Annotated in this window: 22 protein-coding genes; 3 read left to right on the top strand and 19 right to left on the bottom strand. The window is 39.1% G+C overall.

Translation table 11 applies throughout. The features are described 5' to 3' along the window. Positions 1 to 3 precede the first annotated feature (3 nt). From Q0389_RS01430 to Q0389_RS01365, 15 genes are all read right to left on the bottom strand, one after another. Positions 4 to 1,158 (bottom strand): glycosyltransferase family 4 protein, encoded by a 1,155-nt coding sequence (locus Q0389_RS01430; RefSeq protein WP_298690888.1) that lies wholly within the window; start codon positions 1,156 to 1,158, stop codon positions 4 to 6. Beyond that, positions 1,155 to 2,324: a hypothetical protein gene (locus tag Q0389_RS01425; RefSeq protein WP_298690886.1), complete on the bottom strand. Its 1,170-nt coding sequence runs from the start codon at positions 2,322 to 2,324 to the stop codon at positions 1,155 to 1,157. Before Q0389_RS01425 ends, Q0389_RS01430 begins: the two co-directional genes overlap by 4 nt. Continuing rightward, positions 2,321 to 2,698, bottom strand: coding sequence for a GtrA family protein (locus Q0389_RS13530; RefSeq protein ID WP_366141259.1), 378 nt, complete (start codon positions 2,696 to 2,698; stop codon positions 2,321 to 2,323). The genes Q0389_RS01425 and Q0389_RS13530 overlap by 4 nt, the downstream gene beginning before the upstream one ends. Beyond that, the gene (locus Q0389_RS01420) at positions 2,698 to 3,624 is read right to left on the bottom strand and encodes a glycosyltransferase family 2 protein (protein WP_298690884.1); all 927 of its coding nucleotides are present in this window, start codon (positions 3,622 to 3,624) and stop codon (positions 2,698 to 2,700) included. Before Q0389_RS01420 ends, Q0389_RS13530 begins: the two co-directional genes overlap by 1 nt. Positions 3,625 to 3,627: 3 nt before the next feature. Further along, a complete protein-coding gene (locus Q0389_RS01415; RefSeq protein ID WP_298690882.1) occupies positions 3,628 to 4,695 on the bottom strand; it encodes a glycosyltransferase in 1,068 nt (355 codons plus the stop codon). Continuing rightward, complete coding sequence (locus Q0389_RS01410; RefSeq protein WP_298690880.1) at positions 4,692 to 5,255, bottom strand: class I SAM-dependent methyltransferase; 564 nt, start codon at positions 5,253 to 5,255, stop codon at positions 4,692 to 4,694. Before Q0389_RS01410 ends, Q0389_RS01415 begins: the two co-directional genes overlap by 4 nt. Further along, positions 5,252 to 6,013, bottom strand: coding sequence for a glycosyltransferase family 2 protein (locus Q0389_RS01405; RefSeq protein ID WP_298690878.1), 762 nt, complete (start codon positions 6,011 to 6,013; stop codon positions 5,252 to 5,254). Before Q0389_RS01405 ends, Q0389_RS01410 begins: the two co-directional genes overlap by 4 nt. Next, positions 6,006 to 7,238, bottom strand: a complete 1,233-nt coding sequence (locus Q0389_RS01400; protein ID WP_298690876.1) for a glycosyltransferase family 4 protein — start codon at positions 7,236 to 7,238, stop codon at positions 6,006 to 6,008. The genes Q0389_RS01405 and Q0389_RS01400 overlap by 8 nt, the downstream gene beginning before the upstream one ends. Then, a complete protein-coding gene (locus Q0389_RS01395) occupies positions 7,235 to 8,218 on the bottom strand; it encodes a polysaccharide deacetylase family protein (RefSeq protein ID WP_298690874.1) in 984 nt (327 codons plus the stop codon). Before Q0389_RS01395 ends, Q0389_RS01400 begins: the two co-directional genes overlap by 4 nt. Continuing rightward, positions 8,215 to 8,910: an FkbM family methyltransferase gene (locus Q0389_RS01390; protein WP_298690872.1), complete on the bottom strand. Its 696-nt coding sequence runs from the start codon at positions 8,908 to 8,910 to the stop codon at positions 8,215 to 8,217. Before Q0389_RS01390 ends, Q0389_RS01395 begins: the two co-directional genes overlap by 4 nt. Positions 8,911 to 9,020: 110 nt before the next feature. After that, complete coding sequence (locus tag Q0389_RS01385; protein WP_298690870.1) at positions 9,021 to 9,692, bottom strand: hypothetical protein; 672 nt, start codon at positions 9,690 to 9,692, stop codon at positions 9,021 to 9,023. Further along, positions 9,689 to 10,585 (bottom strand): glycosyltransferase, encoded by an 897-nt coding sequence (locus Q0389_RS01380; protein WP_298690868.1) that lies wholly within the window; start codon positions 10,583 to 10,585, stop codon positions 9,689 to 9,691. The genes Q0389_RS01385 and Q0389_RS01380 overlap by 4 nt, the downstream gene beginning before the upstream one ends. Positions 10,586 to 10,594: 9 nt before the next feature. Beyond that, the gene (locus Q0389_RS01375; RefSeq protein ID WP_298690866.1) at positions 10,595 to 11,245 is read right to left on the bottom strand and encodes a hypothetical protein; all 651 of its coding nucleotides are present in this window, start codon (positions 11,243 to 11,245) and stop codon (positions 10,595 to 10,597) included. A 7-nt stretch (positions 11,246 to 11,252) separates the two neighbouring features. Beyond that, entirely contained in the window at positions 11,253 to 12,557 is a 1,305-nt protein-coding gene (locus tag Q0389_RS01370; protein ID WP_298690865.1) for a flippase, read from the bottom strand. A gap of 53 nt (positions 12,558 to 12,610) precedes the next feature. Continuing rightward, on the bottom strand, positions 12,611 to 14,239 hold the full coding sequence (locus tag Q0389_RS01365; RefSeq protein ID WP_298690863.1) for a Na/Pi symporter: 1,629 nt from the start codon (positions 14,237 to 14,239) through the stop codon (positions 12,611 to 12,613). 66 nt (positions 14,240 to 14,305) lie between these two features. Between Q0389_RS01365 and asnB the strand changes: the two genes are divergently transcribed. Continuing rightward, the gene (asnB, locus tag Q0389_RS01360; protein WP_298690860.1) at positions 14,306 to 16,111 is read left to right on the top strand and encodes an asparagine synthase (glutamine-hydrolyzing); all 1,806 of its coding nucleotides are present in this window, start codon (positions 14,306 to 14,308) and stop codon (positions 16,109 to 16,111) included. 1 nt (position 16,112) lies between these two features. Here asnB and Q0389_RS01355 read toward each other — a convergent pair whose 3' ends face one another. The 4 genes from Q0389_RS01355 to dcd form a co-directional block, all read right to left on the bottom strand. Further along, a complete protein-coding gene (locus tag Q0389_RS01355; RefSeq protein ID WP_298690857.1) occupies positions 16,113 to 16,607 on the bottom strand; it encodes a GAF domain-containing protein in 495 nt (164 codons plus the stop codon). Continuing rightward, the gene (locus tag Q0389_RS01350; RefSeq protein ID WP_298690854.1) at positions 16,604 to 17,125 is read right to left on the bottom strand and encodes a GAF domain-containing protein; all 522 of its coding nucleotides are present in this window, start codon (positions 17,123 to 17,125) and stop codon (positions 16,604 to 16,606) included. Before Q0389_RS01350 ends, Q0389_RS01355 begins: the two co-directional genes overlap by 4 nt. A 123-nt stretch (positions 17,126 to 17,248) precedes the next feature. Continuing rightward, entirely contained in the window at positions 17,249 to 17,485 is a 237-nt protein-coding gene (locus tag Q0389_RS01345; RefSeq protein WP_298690851.1) for a DUF465 domain-containing protein, read from the bottom strand. A 90-nt stretch (positions 17,486 to 17,575) separates the two neighbouring features. Further along, the gene (gene dcd, locus Q0389_RS01340; RefSeq protein WP_298690848.1) at positions 17,576 to 18,136 is read right to left on the bottom strand and encodes a dCTP deaminase; all 561 of its coding nucleotides are present in this window, start codon (positions 18,134 to 18,136) and stop codon (positions 17,576 to 17,578) included. A 73-nt stretch (positions 18,137 to 18,209) separates the two neighbouring features. Here dcd and accB point away from each other — a divergent pair, with 73 nt between their 5' ends. After that, positions 18,210 to 18,662, top strand: coding sequence for an acetyl-CoA carboxylase biotin carboxyl carrier protein (accB, locus tag Q0389_RS01335; protein ID WP_298690845.1), 453 nt, complete (start codon positions 18,210 to 18,212; stop codon positions 18,660 to 18,662). A gap of 2 nt (positions 18,663 to 18,664) precedes the next feature. Next, positions 18,665 to 20,005 (top strand): acetyl-CoA carboxylase biotin carboxylase subunit, encoded by a 1,341-nt coding sequence (locus Q0389_RS01330; protein WP_298690842.1) that lies wholly within the window; start codon positions 18,665 to 18,667, stop codon positions 20,003 to 20,005. Positions 20,006 to 20,086: the final 81 nt, after the last annotated feature.

Genomic DNA, 20,086 nt, shown 5'->3' with positions numbered 1-20,086 from the left:
AGATTAACGTACACGCTGCAGTCCGTACACTTCGAGATGTTTGTCGACAATTGTAGCGATATCGAACTCTTTTAAGGCTTTTTCTCTTCCTGCTCGTCCCATTTTAGAACGTAAATCAGAGTCCTCAATCAATTTCTCGATCGCTTCTGAGAGCGCTAAAGCGTTATACGGCGGCACTAAGAATCCGTTGATCCCCTCATCTACCGTTTCCCGGCATCCTACGACATCGGTTGTAACGATGGGAAGCCCCATGCTCATTGCTTCCATAGAGGTGCGCGGCAACCCTTCCCGATAGCTCGGCAGAACAAAAATATCGCTTTGGGAAAGTATGTGTCGAATGTTGTTTTGGTGACCGAGGTAGTGTATGGAGGTCTGTTCTTTCATAAATGCTTCAGTGAAGCTTGAACGGTTCCCTTCATCGGGTGAACCGACAAATTGAAATGATACTTCGGGATAGTGCTGAGTCAGTATCGCTGCGGCATCGATGAACTCTTGGACCCCTTTATGTTTGAGTGCACGCGCAACCATGGTGACCCGAATCCAAGAATCTGTTTTCGGCAACGGGCTCCAAAAAGCGGTGTCAATTCCAACCCCTTTGATGGTGAAAACTTTAGAGATATTGATCACTTTTTTTTCGATGAGGTAGGCAGGGTCATCTTGATTGACAAACATGACAGTATCGGCGAGCTTGAAGGTTTGACGATAGAGCATCTCGATCAGATTACGGACAATACGGCTTTTTATATCGTTTTCGAGATAAAAACTTCCCAGCCCCTCGACGAGGTTAATAATACGGGGCACACGGGCGAATCGTCCCGCAATAGTGCCGTAGATATTGGGCTTGGCGGTAAACGTATGAAGAATATCAAGATTGAGTGGTTTGATGGCCGTATAGATATGTTTTATCGCATGGAGCTCTTTAAACAGGTTTAGACTTGAACGCTCTATTTCATAGGGGATATGGGTGATTCCGTGTTCGCAAAAGGAGCTGCTTATCTCTCCCGATGGACAAATGGCATAAACGGTGTGCCCCTGACGTACCAGCTCTTGCATAATCGGCAAACGAAAAAGCCACAAATTAAGATCAAGATGGGAAAGGAAACCGAAGGTCTTTGCGGTATAAGGTACTTTACTATTGTTTGTGTAGTTATTATTCATTTGGATTCTTGTCTTCCATGTATTTTCTGCAATCCATGAATTGCAACTGCACTTGCAAAAATAATTAAAAATGGTTCCAGTGGTAGGCGATATCGAATCGAAGCAATTAAGATCATGTGCACCACCGTAAAATAAAAAATTAAAAGGAGAATCGGAGAGATAATTCTAAAATAACTTCTTCCATATTGAATTAAAAAGATAATACTCAAAAGCAATATTACGCCATAGCTGGCCAGTGACATTATGATATAGAGAGGACTCTCATATTCCGGTGCATAAGGCCAAAGTCTCCAAAATCTGATAAATTTAATTGTTGTCAACTCTAGAAATCTTTTTGGATTCTTTTGTATGAATGTAAACGCTGCCTGTTTCATGGCGTCATTTTTTTCTATAGGGTTTGCAATTGATGAGAACAAGGTTAGATTCATATCATCACCTTTGATGCTGCCTATGACACCACCACCACTATGATTGTCAGGATTATTACCTGAGAACCACACTATACCGTCACCCAAATTGAGTCGTACAAATTGGTTATATTTATTAAACTGATGAAACCACCATGGTGTCATGAAAAGAATATAAACAACAAAATATTTAAGTACATTAGCAATAGAAGCATTGATATGTAGTTTATGCACATAATACGAAAAAACAAATATGAGAATAGGTGCTAATAAATCTAAAGTGGGTCTATGGAGTATAGATATTACGATAAGGATCGAAGCAAAAGTGAATCGTTTCTTGTAGAGCAATACGAATGCACCCAATAATAAAAAAATATATAAAGACTCTGTCAGACCCGTAATGGAATAAAAGATAAAGTATGGATAAAAACAAGTGATAAGAGCGGCAAAGGTGGCGTACGCTTTGTTATTAAAAATCATGCAGCTTAATTCGTATACTAAATACACGCTCAATGTAGAAAAAAGGATATTGGCCAGCTTTATGAAGATAATATTATGGAGGATATGAACGAATATAGGATGAATAGGCATCACATTATCTACCCCTATTCTACCGTTTGTGAATAACTCATCACCTGCTTTTATATAAGTGCTTGTATCGGGAAAATCCAATCCAGGTAAAATATAATAAGCTAAGACTCGTATCAAAAACGCTAAAACAACAACGTAGAAGACATTGATTTTATGTAAGGCGATCATTTTACCCCTCTAAAGACGAAAAGTTTGTTAAAAACATAACCGTATAGGTAAACAAAGCATACGGATAATAGTTTAGAAAAATACAAATTAAACCCTATCACCACCAGATAGTGTATCGATAGTATGGTAATCATGTATGAGAGTGAAATTAATGATACGTATTTGACCAGCTGGGTTTTAAAATTGTTTTTTTTCTTAAAGGTGAAATTCCTATGCATAGTGAAATTAAAAATGGTGCTGATTATGAAGGCAATACTGATCGAAATGTTTTGTGTAATACCCATGATATTAAAACAAAAAAATAACAGCAAAAAATCAATCAGTACAGATAATATTCCGACGATTCCATATCTAAAAAAGCTGTAATTCAACATCATTTTTTAGGAATATTATCGATATCTATACTGATGGCTTGAAGTAAAAACTGTACACCTAATATAATTGGCAATACCGATAACATGACCGTTCCCGTACTTGTTTCTATACCCTTGTCTATAGCTTGCACCCATTTTATAATCCCGAATGAGCCGCCAAATAAAACCATTGGAATTCCTAAAAACAAATAGATTGAGGCCATATTAAAGTCATATATATAATATTTGTAAAATATTCTTTTTAATAGTCCTTGTAATATTTTTACCGGAAACTGATATAAAACTTTTTTTATATTGAGAGAGCTTTCTTCGTCCCCATATCTGGTTGGTATGGAGATATCTTGAACAACCATATTTTCTATATTTAGATGGATTAACATGTCGGATTCAAAAAAGTAACGTTTTGATATATGATCAAAGTTTAGCCCTTCTAAAGCCCGTTTGTGTATTGCAGTATAACCGTTAGTAGGATCCATGACGTTCCAGTATCCACTAGCCATTTTTACTAAAAAGCTTAAGACACTGTTCCCAAATAATCTAATCTTTGGCATGGACTTTAATGCTTTAAAGTCTTTAAAACGATTCCCTTTGGTATAGTCTGCATGTCCGTCAATAATCGGTTGGATGAGGGATTTCATGAAGTTTGGATCCATTTGACCATCACCATCTACTTTTACGACGACGTCAGAAGCTAATTCTAAAGCTTTTTGGTATCCGGAAAAGACGCTACCACCTACTCCTTGATTTACTTCATGAAATATGACCGTTACTCTTTCTATATTTAGAGACAACGCATATTCTCCACTGTGTTGAGGACATTTATCATCCACCACAATGATATGAGTTACGAAGTCAGGTATGGTAGTAATAACTTCTTTAAGATGTTTTTTGACTTTATAAGCCGGTATTACTACAGAAGTTTTCATATATTATGTACCTCTTTTCCGAGGAGTTTTATCAAAAATTTTATTAATAAAGCGGATATAGACGGGAAGATATTTTTGAATTGAAAAATTGTAAGCGTTTTGAAGCGCATATTGTGAAAATTCTGTGCAAAGGTCTGAATGATTATACAGATGAGTGATGGCATCTATCCATTCTTTATCCGTTTTAGGTAGAAATCCATTTACCCCTTCTTGAATGATGGTACAATTTTCTCCGATCGGACTGGCGATTGCCGGTAATCCCGCCGCTTGATATTGAATCAGCTTAAAGCCTGATTTACCTTGACTAAACGGATCATCGGATAAGGGCATTATCCCTATGTGAGATTGTTGTAATAAAGCGACTTCGGTCTCACTCGACCAATCATAGAATTTCATCGAAACACCTGATATTGCCCGGTTTTCTAATGTTTTTGACGCAATGATGATAAGGTCATAATCAAGACTCTTTGCAAGGGCTTGAAACATTGATCGAAATGACTCGATGTAGCGGTAGGTTATAGAACTACCAATCCACACCAGTGAAAAACGGCCAAATTTTTGCGTTATTTTATCCGGCGAATATACATCAAGATTAATGACGGTAGGAATTTTAATAATATTGGGATTAAGCACTTTGATGTTGTGTTCCAAATAATCATTTCCTACGATAACACCGGCCGCATTTTGAACTAAACGATCGTATTTACCCTCAAGCAGTTTTTTGCCTCGGTAGTCTTCCCAAACATTGTCATCAAAATCGAGAATATAGGATTTCCCTTTTAGAAACCATTTTTCTATTGCATATGGAATATAAGGTAAAAGTTCACGTTCGATAATCAAATGATCGGATGAGCGTAAAGCGGCAATGCACCGTTCCAGATAGGAAAGGATGATGTGATATTTCGGTTTTGGTCGGTTTGTGAACAAACGGGCTAAATAGCTGATAGGCATAAAAGATTGAACTTCGATGTTGTAATTCAGCTCTGTTAATCGAGATATGTATACAAAGCTTCGATAGCGGCTGGTTGCACCTTGTGTCGGATATTTAGTGAAGAAAGATAAGTGCATCATATTTTTTCAATTTCAAAGTAAATTTCATATGCCGGGAAGAGGAAACAAAAGTTTTCTTCGTAAAGTTCCTGCATATATCGGCAGGAATTAAAAATGGCACCAATCGCTTTTTTAATGGGATAACGTTCTATAAAAGAAGATTTAAAGACTAAGTCGATTTTTTTAGTTTGGAACGAGAGATTACCTGAGTAAAACGTAGGTACTTTACGTCGAAAGGTTGTTTGCGCATTTTCAAAATAGGCGAAAGTATAGAGTCCGAAAAAGTTTTTATGGGTGAAATCGGAATAAAAATGTGGGTTAGAAAAGTGGGGAACTGTTCCGATGTTTTTTCCTCCCTTTTTTAAGACGCGATGTATTTCGGTCAATACAAATTGCAAATCATTAACATGTTCCAAAAAATGGTAGGAATGGATTTCATCAATACTATCATCTGCAAACGGAAGCCCTTCGTTTAAATCATGTATGATATCGACGCCCGGTAGTTTAACAGCATCCACGGTGATAGAACCGTTAAATTTTCGGGATCCGCCACAACCTAATTCGACAACTTTTTTTGTCACTTTTGCTGCCTTTTTATGATTTGTGTCCCTGCGAACTTGAGTAGTTTGAGTAGATACAAGCCAAATGATTTATAGAACTTTTCTCCATTTTCTAGTTTGATGAGCATTTCTTCGGTGTATGCTCTGAAAATATTATTTGAAGATAATCCACCCGGTCTGAAAAAGGCGATTCTTTCATTTAAATAAAGAGGCAGAATTTTATGAATATTGAAAGCCCGATACATAAAATCGTAGTCGCTAAGAATTTTGTATTGCAGTTTATATATACCGATAGCAGCATAAACTTCTCTCGGAACAAACATCGAGGGATGAGTGCCAAAGGCACTCCGTTTGATTGCTTTTGGCCTCCACCCCGGAACTAAAATATCGCCGTACTGCATATCCCCGAAAAAAATATGTTGATTGAGTTTTTTATCTTTAAAGGTTTTTATTACATTGCTGATAGCTCCGGCATAATAGTAATCATCGGCGTTTATTATCCCAATTATTTCACCGTTAGCATATTCAATACCTTTGTTCATTGCATGATAGAGACCATAATCTTTTTCACTGACCCAGTAGGCGATTTTGTCTTCATATTTTCGGATTATATCCAGTGTTCCATCAGTGCTACAGCCGTCAATAATAATATACTCGATATTCTTATAGTCTTGATTGATAACACTTAAAATGGTTTCTTCGATTGTTGCTGCTGCATTATAGGAAACGGTGATGATTGAGACAAGTGGTCTATCTGTTGTATTTATGATTTTATCCATTTAAAATTTCTTTATATAGATTAATATATTTTTGTGCAACGATTGTACTGTCAAATTCTTTTAATACTTTTTCTCGCCCGTTTCTACATAAGTCAGCATAATTTTGATTATTTAAAACCCATTCGATACCATTGGCTAAATCAGTTGTATCAAAAGGCTTAGCCAAATAGCCATTTATTTGATGTTCAATAATATCACTATTTCCACCAACATCAAAAGCAGCAACGGGTGTTCCACATGCTAAACTTTCTAGAATCGTGTTTGATAGATTTTCTTGAAGGCTTGGTACTATCATTATATCTACGGCACTATATAAGGTGACCAAATCGACATCATCTTTTAGTTTTCCTAGATAATGTGTTTTAAATCCAAAATCTTGGGACCCTTTGGATTCGCTGTTTCCAAATACTACAAATTCAATATTTTTGTCGGTTAGTTTGTATAGCGCTTCTCTTAATTCTTTAAAACCTTTATTGATGTCACTAGTTGCGTTCATTGCCCCAAAAAGAACGAGTTTTGTATTCAAGGGCAAGTTCCAATATTTTCTGGATTGATTTTGATCGAAAGGTTTGAAAATATGGGTGTTGATTGGATTGGGAATGTTGACAATAGCCTGTCTCTTAAGTAGATTACTTTCTTTGGCGCTGTTAGTTATCCACCGACTGAGGCCAATAACTGTCATATTGCGTACACTCGTAAAGGCTTTCTCTTTTCTTAGCCATATCCACCGACTTAAATCAGTGCTTTTTGTACTGGCGAGTCTTGGGCAGGTTCCACACTGATTTTTGTAAAGCTCACACTCCCACTTGATGTGACAGCCTCCTGTAAATAACCAATTGTCATGCATACTCCAAATAATTGGTGCTTGTATTTTAATAATGTCTTCAATACTAAGCATCCCATGCACCCAATGCAGATGTACAATATCAGGTTGCATAGCATTTATTTTTTCAACCAGATTAAAGCCTATCCATCCAGGACTAAATGGTGTTGAATTCCTATTATTATAGAACCTCACGGGAAGAAAATCAAGATGAGAAAATATGCTTTGAAAAGCTTTCTGTAGTTTAGTTGTTAATTCGATTACAGTGTGATCATCACTGCTTTTATATTTAACAAGCATTTGACTATCAATAGCTTCATTTAATAAGGCACGATGAAGTCTATAAGATGCTATTGCTGCTCCGCCTTGTTGGTCATAAGTATTAACAATAGCTATTTTCATATTGTCACGACTCTTGTTTTTCTTATTCGTCCAATATTTCTAATATCAAAATTTTCAGTTAGCATAATTCTTGGCAGACATTCAAGATGGTTTTTATGCTCAAAATAAATGTTACCTGTTCTTGTTGTAGTTGTAGTTTTAAACCCTAAGCTTTTAACTAAGTTGAATTCTCTTCGGTTTATCTCCCTTTTGCTTCCAAAGGGATATGCAAAATGTTCTATTTTTGTGCCAATTTTTTCTTCTATCATTCGATTGGCTCCAATGATTTCAAATTTTATTTCATCTATGGAGAGTTGATTTAAACTGTAATGATTTTTAGTATGCCCAGCTATTGTACAAAGCTCATCTTTTGAAAGTTCGATTATGTGTTCCCAATTTAAACAAAGTTCCTTATTTTTAGAAAACCAATCAATTTTATAATCTAAAAAGAGTTCATTCAGTTGAGCCAAAAAATGGGTTTGGCTAAAAGTGATAATTTTTTCTCTGATTGCCATAAATGTTTTTATTTTATCTTCATAGGTTTTGCAACTGTATTTTTCACCATTTGATAATAGTATTTCTTTGTTTTCCACTATCAAATCTTCCAATATATACCACCAAAGAATGGCAGATTTTTCGGGAAATGAAGTAGTTATATATATTGTAAATGGGACATTGTGTTTTTTAAAAATTGGATAAGCATGTGTGTAATTATCAAGATATCCATCATCAAGAGTAAAAACGATTTGCTTTTCGACATCTTTACCTTTTTGTAATATTTCATGCAAAATATCAAGCGAAATAAACTCATATCCTTGTGATTTTAGATCGGTGATGAATTTTTCTAAAAATTCAGAGGATACTTTCATGTTTTCATTAGGGGGAAGTTTATTTTTTTCGAAAGCAGAAACTCTATGAAGCATAAAGATGGTTGCAATCCCAGAAAAGTAGTTATTGACATATTGTAGCTTTGATAATCGATCTATCAGATAAGATGTCATCTAGTTTTGTATCCGAAAATATTGAGTTGTAAATCCATTGGACTCGAAATGTTTTTATTTATCAAGGGGTGTTTGCGTTTGCTGATATCTTCTATGTAATATCTAAACCCATTTTTTTCAAGTATATGTAGGATATCACCAAGTGTTTGTATAGAATGGTTCCATGAGTGGTATTCAATAAAAATGTTTTCAACATGAGAGAGTGCATCGGCACAATCTTGTATCACTTCATATTCAGCACCTTCGATATCCATCTTCAGAAAATCGATAGATGTTTCCATAAGAAGGAAATCTTTAAGGCGTATGGATGGGACTTTTTTTAAATTGTGTTCGCCCTTGATAGAACCGCCATCGGCACCTTCTGTTGAAAATTCTATTCCTTTGTTGTCGATCCAAACGGCGCTGCTAATAACAGTAATATCTGTTATGTTGTTTTTTTTCAAATTTTCAATACTTAGTGTTGCAATCGTATCATCTGCTTCAAAACCAATGATCTTCGCATTTGGATGATTTTCTCTAAAATACAGTAAACTTGTTCCAATATTGGAGCCGCAATCAAAGATCACAGGGATTGTGTTTTTAGTTTCAAATTTATAAATCTCATCCACAAATATCTCTTTAAATTGCCCTATAAAGCTTGCCCCATCAGGTATGTTAAAAGTATAGTTCAAAAAGTGGACATTTTTAGTCATGATGAATCGTTGGGAATATCCAAAAGTATCTAACAAGCGGTAAAACTCTCTTTGCTGTTTACTTTTAACATAATAGTACAGTGGTCTGAGTATATTTTTTAGGAGTGATTTCATTGTTTTTTAGCTCTAAGTGTAATGATTATTTGGTAATTTTGATCTTTATAAAAAAGTTCTTCAGTCGTCAATTCTTCTGCACTGATTCCCTCTAAAAAGGCTATGCTCGATAGCACATTTCCATATGTTTCAACTTCCACATTGTTCTCTCCAAATACTTCTATAAATGCTTTTTTGATAGATAAATCAGTAAAACGCCAGTAGTCACCCCATCTATCCATATCATATCGGCTAATTTGAGAAATCCCCGAAACAGTTACCAAGGCTGTGCCCCCTGAAGATAGCATATAATGGAGTCCATGGATTGCAGATTTGAAATCATAAATAAAATTCAATGTTTGTGTCAGAATAAAACAGTCAATTTTATTCTCTGGCAACGTTAATAAGTCGGTTAAATCCCCTATAATAGTTGCATTTTTGTTGTCATTTGTAAAATGAAGGATTTCAAAGGATGCAGTACCGATTGCGTATTTTTTACTATAGCTATTTTCTCCTATTTCACATAAAGTACCTTTAATACAGTCTTTATTCGATTCTAAAAAATGTTCAATATAGATCCTGTCTATAGGCGTACCTCTGTCTAAAGCAAATACCTCTGATATGGGTGTGGTGGAACGAAGATTGTGCCACTTTGGCTGTTTAATAAATCGTTCGAAGAATTTTTTCATGATAAATTTAAAATCCTTTTTAATTTGTTCATTATTTGTTTGTAAAATGAAATTTTTATAGAGTTAAAATATTTTTCATGTGCTTTTCTAGCGTTGATATCTTCAGTAATTACGGTTGTAAAATTTAGTTTTGGTTCTTGTATTAATTCAACATTAAATACGCTTGATTTTCCACAATGGATTCCTTCTCCATCGTGTCCAATATTTTGCACATAAGACTTTTTGGGATGTAGTGACAAACCATTTCTTAGATATATACTGGCATACCAGAATATAGCCCAAGTATTTATTTTGCCTTGTTTGTTCTTGACAATTTGATCAAAGTATTTATATGCATCATTGAGATTAAAATCATAAATCATCTTTTTAGTGAACTTTTCAATGCAAAAATTAGTATCTTTCTTATAGTACTTCCAAGCTCTATCCCAAGTTGCCCAAGACCAACAGCTTGCAGGTTTTATAAAAAAAGTATCATCTAATTCTTCGGTGTTGACTGGATAGCTATATCCTGTAATGTGCATAACTTTTTCTTCATTTTGATAAAAGCATAGTGCTTCATTCATAAACTTTAAAAAATAGGGGCCTGTCACTAAATCATCTTCCAGGACAATAATTTTTCCGTATTCGTTAACAATTTTAGTAACACCATCGATGATTGAATTAGCCAACCCCCAGTTCGTTTCACGTTCTATGATAGTGATTTTTTTAAAACCATCGATTCTTTTAATGTAATTTCGTACTTCTTTTACTTTTTTAAATGATCGTTCATCTTTTGCTGCGTCTGAAAAAATAAAAAGTTCGCTTTCGGATGCAAAGTCATTTTTTTGTAATGCTTCGATCGTTTGCTGTGTGTGCCAGGGGCGGTTATAGACAAAAAGAACAATAGGAGCCAAATACATCAGTTATATACCTAGACAGTTATTATTTCTGTAAAAAACTGTGGTGTTCTTTTTATAAAAGAGACCGGGTGATATACCCCAAAAATCAATTTTTTTAAATCCATTATTTTGAAGATATTGTATACCTTCTTGATAATTTAAGCGTTCAGAATCATCTAAAATAATTGCTCCGTTTAGAGTTAAACATTCTATGGAGTTTTTAATACAGTTAACCCTGTCTCTGCCATCAACAATAATAAGATCAAATTTTCTATTTAAATATTTTGCGTATTGGCAATATTCTTTTCCATAAACTAAATTGCTGTAGTGAATAGATACGTTTGCGGGTAAATTATTTTTAATTTTATCATACCAGTTTAGCTCATGTTCAACAGAAGTTACTGACTTTACTCTTTTGGAATACCAAAGGGTGGAATTCCCAGAGCCATACTCAAAGATGTTCATGGAATTATTTAGTCTTGGTTCTATAAAATCGATGAAAGGATATGTTACCCAAGGTAAAGGGTTGCCTTCATTATCTAAAGGCATCATTTCATTATACGAATTAATCCAACCTATGTTTTTCAAATATCCATTTGAATTCATGGATAAAAGTGTTTTTAAGAGCTTTGGATGACATATAAGTTGCATCATGTTTTTGGATATATTTAGCATCTTTTTCCTAAGTTACAAGTAGCAATGATTTCGTTTTCATAATAAAGTTATTTCTTGTTTTTTTCGAAAACAAATCTGCAATATAAGAAGCTACTGCCTGCGATATTAATGTTGCTATAGCAGCACCATAGATACCAAACTTTGGTATCATCAGTATATTTAAAAGTATATTAACAATGACACCGTAAAAAGTGCGAGAGAAAGCTAACTTTTGCAAATTTTCTGAAACATACCACTTTCCACTCGCAACTCCTAAGAATACAAATACTCCAGTCCAAATATGGATCATTAGCACGCTTCCTGCTTGATTATATTGTTCTCCATATAAAAGGTTTATTATCCAATCAGATAAAAATGTCAAAGGAAAGGCAATAGCAATGGATAACCATACCATAAAATTATAGAGCTGTTGCAGTCGCGCGTAGTAAAGCTCTTCACTGATTTTTTTTGCATTTATAATTGCAGGAAAAACTGAAGATGCAATTACCATAGGGACAAAATACCATGCTTCACTGATTCGCACTGCCGCAGCATATTGTCCGACAGCTTCATTTCCCAACATTTCTTTGATCATGACTTGATCTATTCTCATATAGACAGCGATAACCATCCCGCTAAGAATCAGAGGCCAGCTATCTTTTAATAGGCTAAAAGCTATGTTTTTATTAAAAGTTAAGTGCTGAATGGTGAATAACGAATGATTCTTGAGATAAAAGAAAAGATATCCCATCGCTAGAACTATGCTATCAAAAGCAATTGCCCAAGCGAAGGCGATAAGCGGTGCTTTAATGAGGATAAGAGCGATTTTGACTATCGAAGAGACCAAGAGGCTGATGACATTAGAGTAAACAATATATTTGCCCAGTACTTTAGCTTGATAATAAAAATCAATGACGTTGAAACATTGAAAAATTGTGGCGGATGCGATGATAAAGACAAGACTATTAGTATAGGTGTCATTTGAGGTAAAGTTCACTGCAATAGCCAATGTTATAAGAACTAAAATAGCTCCGATTAACTTTAGCCAAAAAGCAGTTCCTAATAATGCATCTTTATGACGTTCATCATGCACTAGTTCTCGTATAATGATACTGTCAAGCCCTAATGTAGCTATAACAACAAATAATCCGACAAAGCTTTGGGCATAACTAAAAAGACCAAATTGTTCTGGTCCTAAATACCGCGCTACCCAGACTCCGACAAATAATCCTACGATCATACGGAGGATTTTTTCTCCAAACAACCATGAGGTATTTTTGAAATACTTCATAAATCCTGGATGGGTTTTAAGATGTCTGAGTTTTTTTAGCATGGGTACTCGTAGAGATACTTTCAATGTGTTTGAATTAAGAAGATAGATTTCATTTAATCTCTTTGCCCGTTCATACTTTTGTACAGTGCTTTTGAAAAATTTCGAGTCAGGTGGGTGATATTCATGAAGATCGCAGTCATTTGTTTGGAAATTTTATAATCGGTGATCATATCATTGAGGATGCCGACGCTGTTCTTGTAACTGGTATCGAGTTTTGTAAAGAGCTCTTCGAGTTCCTGCGGAGCATTTTCATCTCCGTCGAGCCAATCGTTGTAATGCATGCTCAATGCCAGGATTTGGTAGCGAAACTCATGGTAAAAAGCGGCGATTTCCAGCGTATCGGTTTCGTTGAGCATACCGATGTCGTCAAGCAGGTCTTTGAGATATTTGGATGCACTGATGAGGTAGGTCGCCATGGCAAGCGTCTTGTCAAAATCATCACGAACGGCGGGAAGCTGAATTTTTTGGGAAAGAGACGAAGCATAGTCGAGTATCTCTCCTTGTAACAGTTGCAGATCGTGATAGAGGTGCAAAGGTGCGAGTTCCAGAGGTTCTTTATACGCCTCCAGGATTTTCGAGATGGAACCGTGGTGCTTAAGTCCCTCTTGGGGAGGGATATTGATGGCGGAAACGGCAAATGAACATACTTCGTGTCCGAGATGATATACCTCTTTGCGCAGTGCTTCGTGCGCCAGAGCGGGAATGGTTTGAGAAACGTTGTGAATATACAGGGTAGGGGAAGGTTTGACAACGTGGAACCGCTTTAGAAGCCATTGCGAAAGCGGGGTGATCAGCGGATACCATACAACGACACCGATGATGTTGAAGACGGTATGAAATAGAGCCAGGGCCTCGACGCTTTGGTGCAGTCCGATGTGGGTGACTCCCCATGTCATGGGGTGAAGCAAGGCAAAAGCAATGATTCCGGTAGTTACGTTAAACAAAATGTGGGCCAATGCCGCCCGTTTTTTGTCACTCGAACCTCCGATCGCTCCGATAATGGCTGTTACTGTCGTTCCGACATTGGCTCCGATGACAAATGCTGCCGCATGATCGAAATTTAAAATCCCAGTATATAAAGCGCTTTGGGCAATTGCGATCGATGCTGAGCTGCTTTGGATGATAGCGGTCAGGAGCAAGCCGACACCGAGAAAAACCAACACATTGTAGCCGCGAAGGGACTCGATATCAACTGTGGACGAGAGAGTCGAAAAACTCTCTTTTAAGCCCTCGAGCCCTAAAAAAATCAAACCGAATCCGGTGATTCCTCCGAAGGTATGCCGAAGTCTCCCTTCTCCGGCGAGGACGCTTCCGATACCGCCGAATCCCACCATGGAAAGGGCGATCAGTTTGATATCAAATTTGAATCCGATGATAGCAATAATCCATCCTGTGGCTGTCGTCCCGATGTTGGAACCGAAGATGACTCCGATGGAGCTTTGAAGACTCATCAACCCCGCTCCGACCAGAGAGAGTGCCATTAACGTGACGACAGAGGAACTTTGCAATGCGGCAGTCGCGACTGTTCCTGTGGTGAGAGCTTTTGCATTGGTATCGGTCGAGATTTTGACCCACCGCTTAAATGAAGAACCTGCCGCTTTTTTAAGAGAGTCTTCGAGATAAAGCATCCCGAACATGAAAAGACCCAAAGAAGCGAAAGCTTGGATGAAAATCGGAGACATGCGGCGGCTACTTCCTCTTATTTGTTAGGTTATGATAGCGTATAATTGCGAAAAAAAAGGTTTCACGTGTGCGGTGTATTCGGAATTCTCGGTGATTACTCTCCTCTTAAAGCCCGTGAGGCGTTAGGTATGTTAATTCACCGCGGACGGGACCATTGCGGCATCGTAGAACAAGAACGGGTATTTCTGGCACATCAGCGTTTATCGATTACCGATGCTCATCCGCGATCTCATCAGCCTATGCGTCGCGGGAAGGTAATGATCAGTTTTAACGGCGAGATATACAACTATCGAGAGATTCGAGAGCGGTTAAATCTATCCGAATGGACGACATCAGGTGATACCGAAGTGATCCTGGCTGCATATGAAAAGTGGGGGATAGCATGTGTCGAACAATTCGAAGGGATGTTTGCTTTTGCCCTTTTGGATGGAGAGAAACTTTATCTGGTTCGAGACAGATTCGGGAAAAAACCTTTATTCTACCATGAAGGGAAAAATGCATTCGTTTTTGCATCGGAGATCAAGGCGATCAAACCGTTTTTATCGACTGTGAGGATGAATGATGAGGCGTTACACTCTTATTTATCCTTTTTGGCTCCTGCTCCGCCGTACACTTTTTATCAGGGAATTGAAAAACTTGAGAGTGGCGAGTGGCTTTGTTATGAGAAGGGGGCGATTACAAGACATAGTTACTATACTCCTTTGCCGTCTACGCCATCCGTAATAACGGATCGACAAGAGGCCATTCGCCGGATTGAAGCGCAGCTGCATCGTGCGGTTGAGATGCGACTTGATACCGATGCCTCTGTAGCGGCATTGCTTTCGGGAGGTTTGGACAGCGCGATGATTTGTGCCATCGCCTCGCGTCAGGGGAAAAAACTCCCTGTTTTTACCTTGGGGTACGACGAATACGATAATTACGATGAACGAAAAAACGCTGCAGCAACGGCAGATTATATAGGACTCGAACATACGGAAGTGATTATTTCCAAGGAAGAGTTTCACAATCGTCTGGATGAACTGTTGTTCCAAATGGACGAGCCGCTAAACGACCCGGCGGCTTTGCCGCTGTATCTGTTGTTCGGGCGCATCGCGCAAGAGGGGCACAAAGTCGTTTTAAGCGGAGAAGGGAGTGATGAGTTGTTCTTGGGATACCGTCAGTATTTTGAATATCTCGACATCGAAAAAGCGGCATCGCTACACCATAAGAACTGGCTGAAAAAATATTTTCATGCCCATTTTTCGATGAATCGGGAGTGGGAATGGTACAAACGTGTCTTCGACGATACGCTGTTGTTCCGCACGTCGGGAGAAAAATTTACCGATTTACAGCAGAATCTATTATTTCGGCGCAATGTTAGAGATAACGATTCTCTCCGTTTTTTGGAGAAATACCGTCAGAACTTTGTCCAAAGCGCCCACTCGGATCCGAGTATGTGGTACAGCATGATCGATTTGAAACTTTTTGTCGGAGAACATTTCCTGACAAAGCTGGATCGCGTTTCGATGGCGCATACGATAGAAGCGCGGACTCCGTTTCTGGATCATCGGCTGGCCGAAACGATTCTCTCTGTCGACCCGATACTCCGCATCGGTGAGGGGGAGACTAAGACGCTCCTTAAACAAATTGCCCGAAACTATTTGAGCGATGAAATTATCGATCGAAAGAAAAAAGGGTTTTCCAACCCGTATATGGAGTGGCTGATCGCTTCGGGCCGGATCGATCTGATACGCGAGGTAAACGATAAAACCGGGATGTTTTATCCCGAAATAGTGGAAAAATATCTTGAACTGGCAAGACGGGGACGATTCAAACAACACGTGTGGGGATTATACGTGCTGAGTCATTGGATACAGCGTGAATTGCTTTAGTCTATTTTTTTTCCATTAAAAGAGCCAGTTCCAGCGTTCCGCTGATGTAATTGGCAAAAAAGCTGATAATCCCTTCATCGTTTTCGGTAAAGTCGCCATTATATTTATTTAGCAGTTGAATGACGCCGATGACTTCTTGGCGTGAGTTGAAAATCGGAACGGCGAGAATATTACGGGTGACAAAACCGCTTTTCTCATCGATTTTGGCGAGAAAACGGCTATCTTCATAAGGATCGTTGACCAATTGCGCTTTTTTATTTTTGACGGTGTCACCGACGATTCCCGAATCGATGCCGATGGCGATTTTTCCGACTCCGTCACTGAGTTTCGTCCAAAGCATGCTGCCGGCATGATCCACGATAAATATGGAACACCGTTCAGCATTGACAATCGCTTTCGCTTCTTCGGATATTGTGGGCAGTGCGGTATCGATATGATCGAGTTGAGTCAGTTTTTTGCCGAAATCGGCAATTCGTTGGTATATTTGCAGGCTCATTCTACCCCTTTGGTTAATATTTTGGCTTCATCGTCGAATAACATGGCAAGCTCGAGATAACCGCTGATGTAGTGGGCGAAAAAAATCATAAATTTGGCATCTTCGCGTGAAAACCCTCCGGGTTTATTGAGCAGTTGAAACACCCCGATGATCCGGCGTGTCGAATCGAAGATGGGAATGGATGCAATATTTTCGGTTACAAAACCGGTTTTTTGATCGATCATCGCTAAAAAACGGGGATCGTCGTACGGGTCGTTGACCAGAATCGGTTTCCCCTCTTTAACCGTGTGACCTACAATGCCGTCATCTTGATGAACCATGATCTTTTCGGCACCGTCTGCGAGCGTCGTCCAAAGCATTTGGATTTTTGGATTATAAATGAAAATGGAGCAGCGTTCGGCACCGCTGACTTGTTTGGCATATTCGGAGATAATCGGCAGGCCCTCTTGCAAGGTAGGGCGTTTTAATAAGGTTCTTCCAAACTCGGCTAAAGCGCTGTAAGACATTGCGGATACCATAGGCATTCCTAAAAGTTATGAGATAGTTAATCGTATCTTTTTAATGTTGAAAAGTAAAGAAGAAAAGAGAAATCATATGAAGAGGAGAGTATCTCCCCAAATAAGGGAGAAACGAACTCTGTTTTAGAGATTGTTTGCTTTTTTGTACTCGATGATCATAGCGTACGCTTCATCTTTGAGCAACAGTTTTTCTTTTTTGAGTTTTTCGATTTCGGCGTCGGTCATAGGAATCTCACCGCTTTCAGCTTTTGCGATTTGAGTGTCAAGATCGTTGTGTTTATCGAAAATTTTCAAAAAGTGGGCATTTGCCGCATCGTTTTGTTTCATATGTGTGATGACATCGCGGTATTCGTGTAGCATCGGTATTCCTTAGAGAATGAATTTTTGAAATTTTAGCATCCCCGTCCCTCTAAAAACCTTACAAGAGCAATATTTTATAGGGAAGAGGGGTTATTTGAGAATTCTAGGAAGGGTGATTCCCTCTTGTCCCTGATATTTGCCGCTTTTATCTTTGTAGCTGGTTTCACACATTTCATCTCCCTGTAAAAAGAGGACTTGTGCTATCCCTTCATTGGCATAAATTTTTGCGGGAAGGGGAGTCGTATTGGAAATTTCGATGGTGATATGCCCTTCGAATTCCGGTTCGAACGGTGTGACATTAACAATGATCCCGCAACGTGCATATGTCGATTTACCCAGACAGATTGCTAAAACGTCGCGCGGAATTTTGAAAAACTCGACCGTTCGTGCCAATGCAAACGAGTTTGGCGGGACGATGCAGACATCGCCGACAAAATCGACGACATTCATGTCATCAAAATGTTTCGGATCAACGACCGTCGAATTGAGGTTGGTAAAAATTTTAAATTCATTGGTTACACGGATATCGTATCCGTACGAACTAAGGCCGTAACTGACGACTCCGACACCCACCTGATCTTCGCAAAAAGGGGTGATCATCCCCTCATTTAACGCTTTTTCCCGAATCCATCCGTCGCTTTTGAGACCCATCGCACTATCCGTTCTTAAAAATATTTGTGGTAGTATAGCACATCTATTACCCTACTTTTAGGAGCCTTTTCACATGGATATGAAACAAATTAAAGCCCTTTTGCAAGAGTTTGACGCCAGTACTCTTTCAAAATTAAAAATTACTCAAGATGCTTTTTCGATTGAATTGGAAAAAAATATCGGCGTGGTAGCGGCACCGGTAATGGCTGCTCCTGCAGCAGCGGTTGCGGCGGCACCTGTGGCTGCGACTACGGCAGAATCTGCCCCTGCGGCTCCGGTTCATGCAGGCGATATGATTCTCTCTCCGATGGTCGGGACATTTTACGCTGCTCCTTCTCCGGATTCGGCACCGTTTGTCAAAGTGGGTGACCGCGTTAAAAAAGGACAAGTGATCGCAGTGCTCGAAGCGATGAAAATCATGAATGAATTGGAAGCTGAATTCGACTGTAAAATCGTCAGCGTATTGGTTTCCGATGCTCAGGCCGTAGAATACGATATGCCTCTTTTTGCCGTCGAGAAGCTCTAATCATGGCAGAAATCAAACGTATTTTGGTCGCGAACCGCGGCGAGATTGCGCTTCGTGCTATCCGTACTATCAAAGAGATGGGGAAAGAGGCGGTAGCTGTTTATTCAACGGCAGATAAAGATGCATCGTATCTCAAACTGGCGGATGCGGCGATTTGTATCGGAGGGGCACCGAGCTCCCAAAGTTATTTAAATATCCCTTCGATTATCGCGGCATGCGAAATCAGCGGATGCGACGCGGTATTTCCGGGATACGGATTTTTAAGTGAAAACCAACACTTTGTAGAAATCTGTACTCATCACGGGATCAAATTTATCGGACCGACGCCTGAAGTTATGGTTTTGATGTCGGATAAATCCAAAGCCAAAGATGTCATGATTGCGGCCGGTGTTCCTGTCGTTCCGGGTTCGGAAGGGGCGATTACCGATATCGCGGATGCCGCGAAACGGGCAAAAGAGGTTGGTTATCCGGTCATTTTGAAAGCAGCCGCCGGCGGCGGCGGTCGCGGTATGCGGGTTGTTGAAGACGAAAGTTATCTTGAGAACGCATTTTTGGCAGCTGAAGCCGAAGCGATTACGGCATTCGGCGACGGAACGATTTACATGGAGAAATTCATTAAAAATCCGCGCCATATCGAGGTTCAGGTGATTGCAGACAGTCACGGCAATGTCCTTCATATCGGAGAACGCGATTGCTCGATGCAGCGTCGTCATCAAAAATTGATTGAAGAGTCGCCAGCCGTCGCCCTGACGCCCGAGATACGTGCAGAACTTCACGCATCGGCGGTTCGCGCTACCAAATATATCCAATACGAAGGTGCGGGGACGTTCGAATATCTCCTGGATGCCGATAAAAACTTTTATTTCATGGAGATGAATACCCGTCTTCAGGTCGAACACTGTGTTTCGGAGATGGTGAGCGGACTCGATTTGATCGAATTGATGATCCGTGTTGCGGAAGGGGAAGCGCTTCCGCCGCAAGAGAGTATTGTTCTTACCGGGCATTCGATCGAGTGTCGGATTACGGCGGAAGATCCGATTAAATTTTTACCGTGTCCGGGAAAAATCACACAATGGATCGCTCCGGGCGGACGCAACGTCCGTATCGATACCCATGCACATGCGGGTTATATTGTCCCGCCGACGTACGATTCGATGATCGGAAAATTGATCGTTTACGGCAAAGATCGTGACGAAGCAATTGCCCGTATGCACCGTGCGCTAAGCGAGTTTACGATTACAGGGATTAAAACAACGATTTCGTTCCATATGAAAATGATGAAAAATCCCGATTTTATCACGAATAATTTCGATACAAAATACCTCGAACATTACAACGGCTGAGTGCTGTTGTAATATATTTATACACCGATACACATAATAAAACTTTATCTTGCCTTTGAATAGGCAAAATGTGTCGCTTTC

Origin of the sequence: uncultured Sulfuricurvum sp. (genome assembly GCF_937936435.1) — a bacterium.
Taxonomy (GTDB): Bacteria; Campylobacterota; Campylobacteria; order Campylobacterales; family Sulfurimonadaceae; genus Sulfuricurvum.
Note: the sequence above shows the minus strand (reverse complement) of the source record. Positions and strands in the feature narration are given on the sequence as shown.

Excerpts from the sequence above, each read along its gene's own strand:
- Q0389_RS01430 (WP_298690888.1), bottom strand. The coding sequence starts at position 1,158 with ATGAATAATAACTACACAAACAATAGTAAAGTACCTTATACCGCAAAG.
- Q0389_RS01425 (WP_298690886.1), bottom strand. The coding sequence starts at position 2,324 with ATGATCGCCTTACATAAAATCAATGTCTTCTACGTTGTTGTTTTAGCG.
- Q0389_RS13530 (WP_366141259.1), bottom strand. The coding sequence starts at position 2,698 with ATGTTGAATTACAGCTTTTTTAGATATGGAATCGTCGGAATATTATCT.
- Q0389_RS01420 (WP_298690884.1), bottom strand. The coding sequence starts at position 3,624 with ATGAAAACTTCTGTAGTAATACCGGCTTATAAAGTCAAAAAACATCTT.
- Q0389_RS01415 (WP_298690882.1), bottom strand. The coding sequence starts at position 4,695 with ATGATGCACTTATCTTTCTTCACTAAATATCCGACACAAGGTGCAACC.
- Q0389_RS01405 (WP_298690878.1), bottom strand. The coding sequence starts at position 6,013 with ATGGATAAAATCATAAATACAACAGATAGACCACTTGTCTCAATCATC.
- Q0389_RS01400 (WP_298690876.1), bottom strand. The coding sequence starts at position 7,238 with ATGAAAATAGCTATTGTTAATACTTATGACCAACAAGGCGGAGCAGCA.
- Q0389_RS01395 (WP_298690874.1), bottom strand. The coding sequence starts at position 8,218 with ATGACATCTTATCTGATAGATCGATTATCAAAGCTACAATATGTCAAT.
- Q0389_RS01390 (WP_298690872.1), bottom strand. The coding sequence starts at position 8,910 with ATGACTAAAAATGTCCACTTTTTGAACTATACTTTTAACATACCTGAT.
- Q0389_RS01385 (WP_298690870.1), bottom strand. The coding sequence starts at position 9,692 with ATGAAAAAATTCTTCGAACGATTTATTAAACAGCCAAAGTGGCACAAT.
- Q0389_RS01375 (WP_298690866.1), bottom strand. The coding sequence starts at position 11,245 with ATGCTAAATATATCCAAAAACATGATGCAACTTATATGTCATCCAAAG.
- Q0389_RS01370 (WP_298690865.1), bottom strand. The coding sequence starts at position 12,557 with ATGCTAAAAAAACTCAGACATCTTAAAACCCATCCAGGATTTATGAAG.
- Q0389_RS01365 (WP_298690863.1), bottom strand. The coding sequence starts at position 14,239 with ATGTCTCCGATTTTCATCCAAGCTTTCGCTTCTTTGGGTCTTTTCATG.
- Q0389_RS01355 (WP_298690857.1), bottom strand. The coding sequence starts at position 16,607 with ATGAGCCTGCAAATATACCAACGAATTGCCGATTTCGGCAAAAAACTG.
- Q0389_RS01350 (WP_298690854.1), bottom strand. The coding sequence starts at position 17,125 with ATGGTATCCGCAATGTCTTACAGCGCTTTAGCCGAGTTTGGAAGAACC.
- Q0389_RS01345 (WP_298690851.1), bottom strand. The coding sequence starts at position 17,485 with ATGCTACACGAATACCGCGATGTCATCACACATATGAAACAAAACGAT.
- dcd (WP_298690848.1), bottom strand. The coding sequence starts at position 18,136 with ATGGGTCTCAAAAGCGACGGATGGATTCGGGAAAAAGCGTTAAATGAG.
- accB (WP_298690845.1), top strand. The coding sequence starts at position 18,210 with ATGGATATGAAACAAATTAAAGCCCTTTTGCAAGAGTTTGACGCCAGT.
- Q0389_RS01330 (WP_298690842.1), top strand. The coding sequence starts at position 18,665 with ATGGCAGAAATCAAACGTATTTTGGTCGCGAACCGCGGCGAGATTGCG.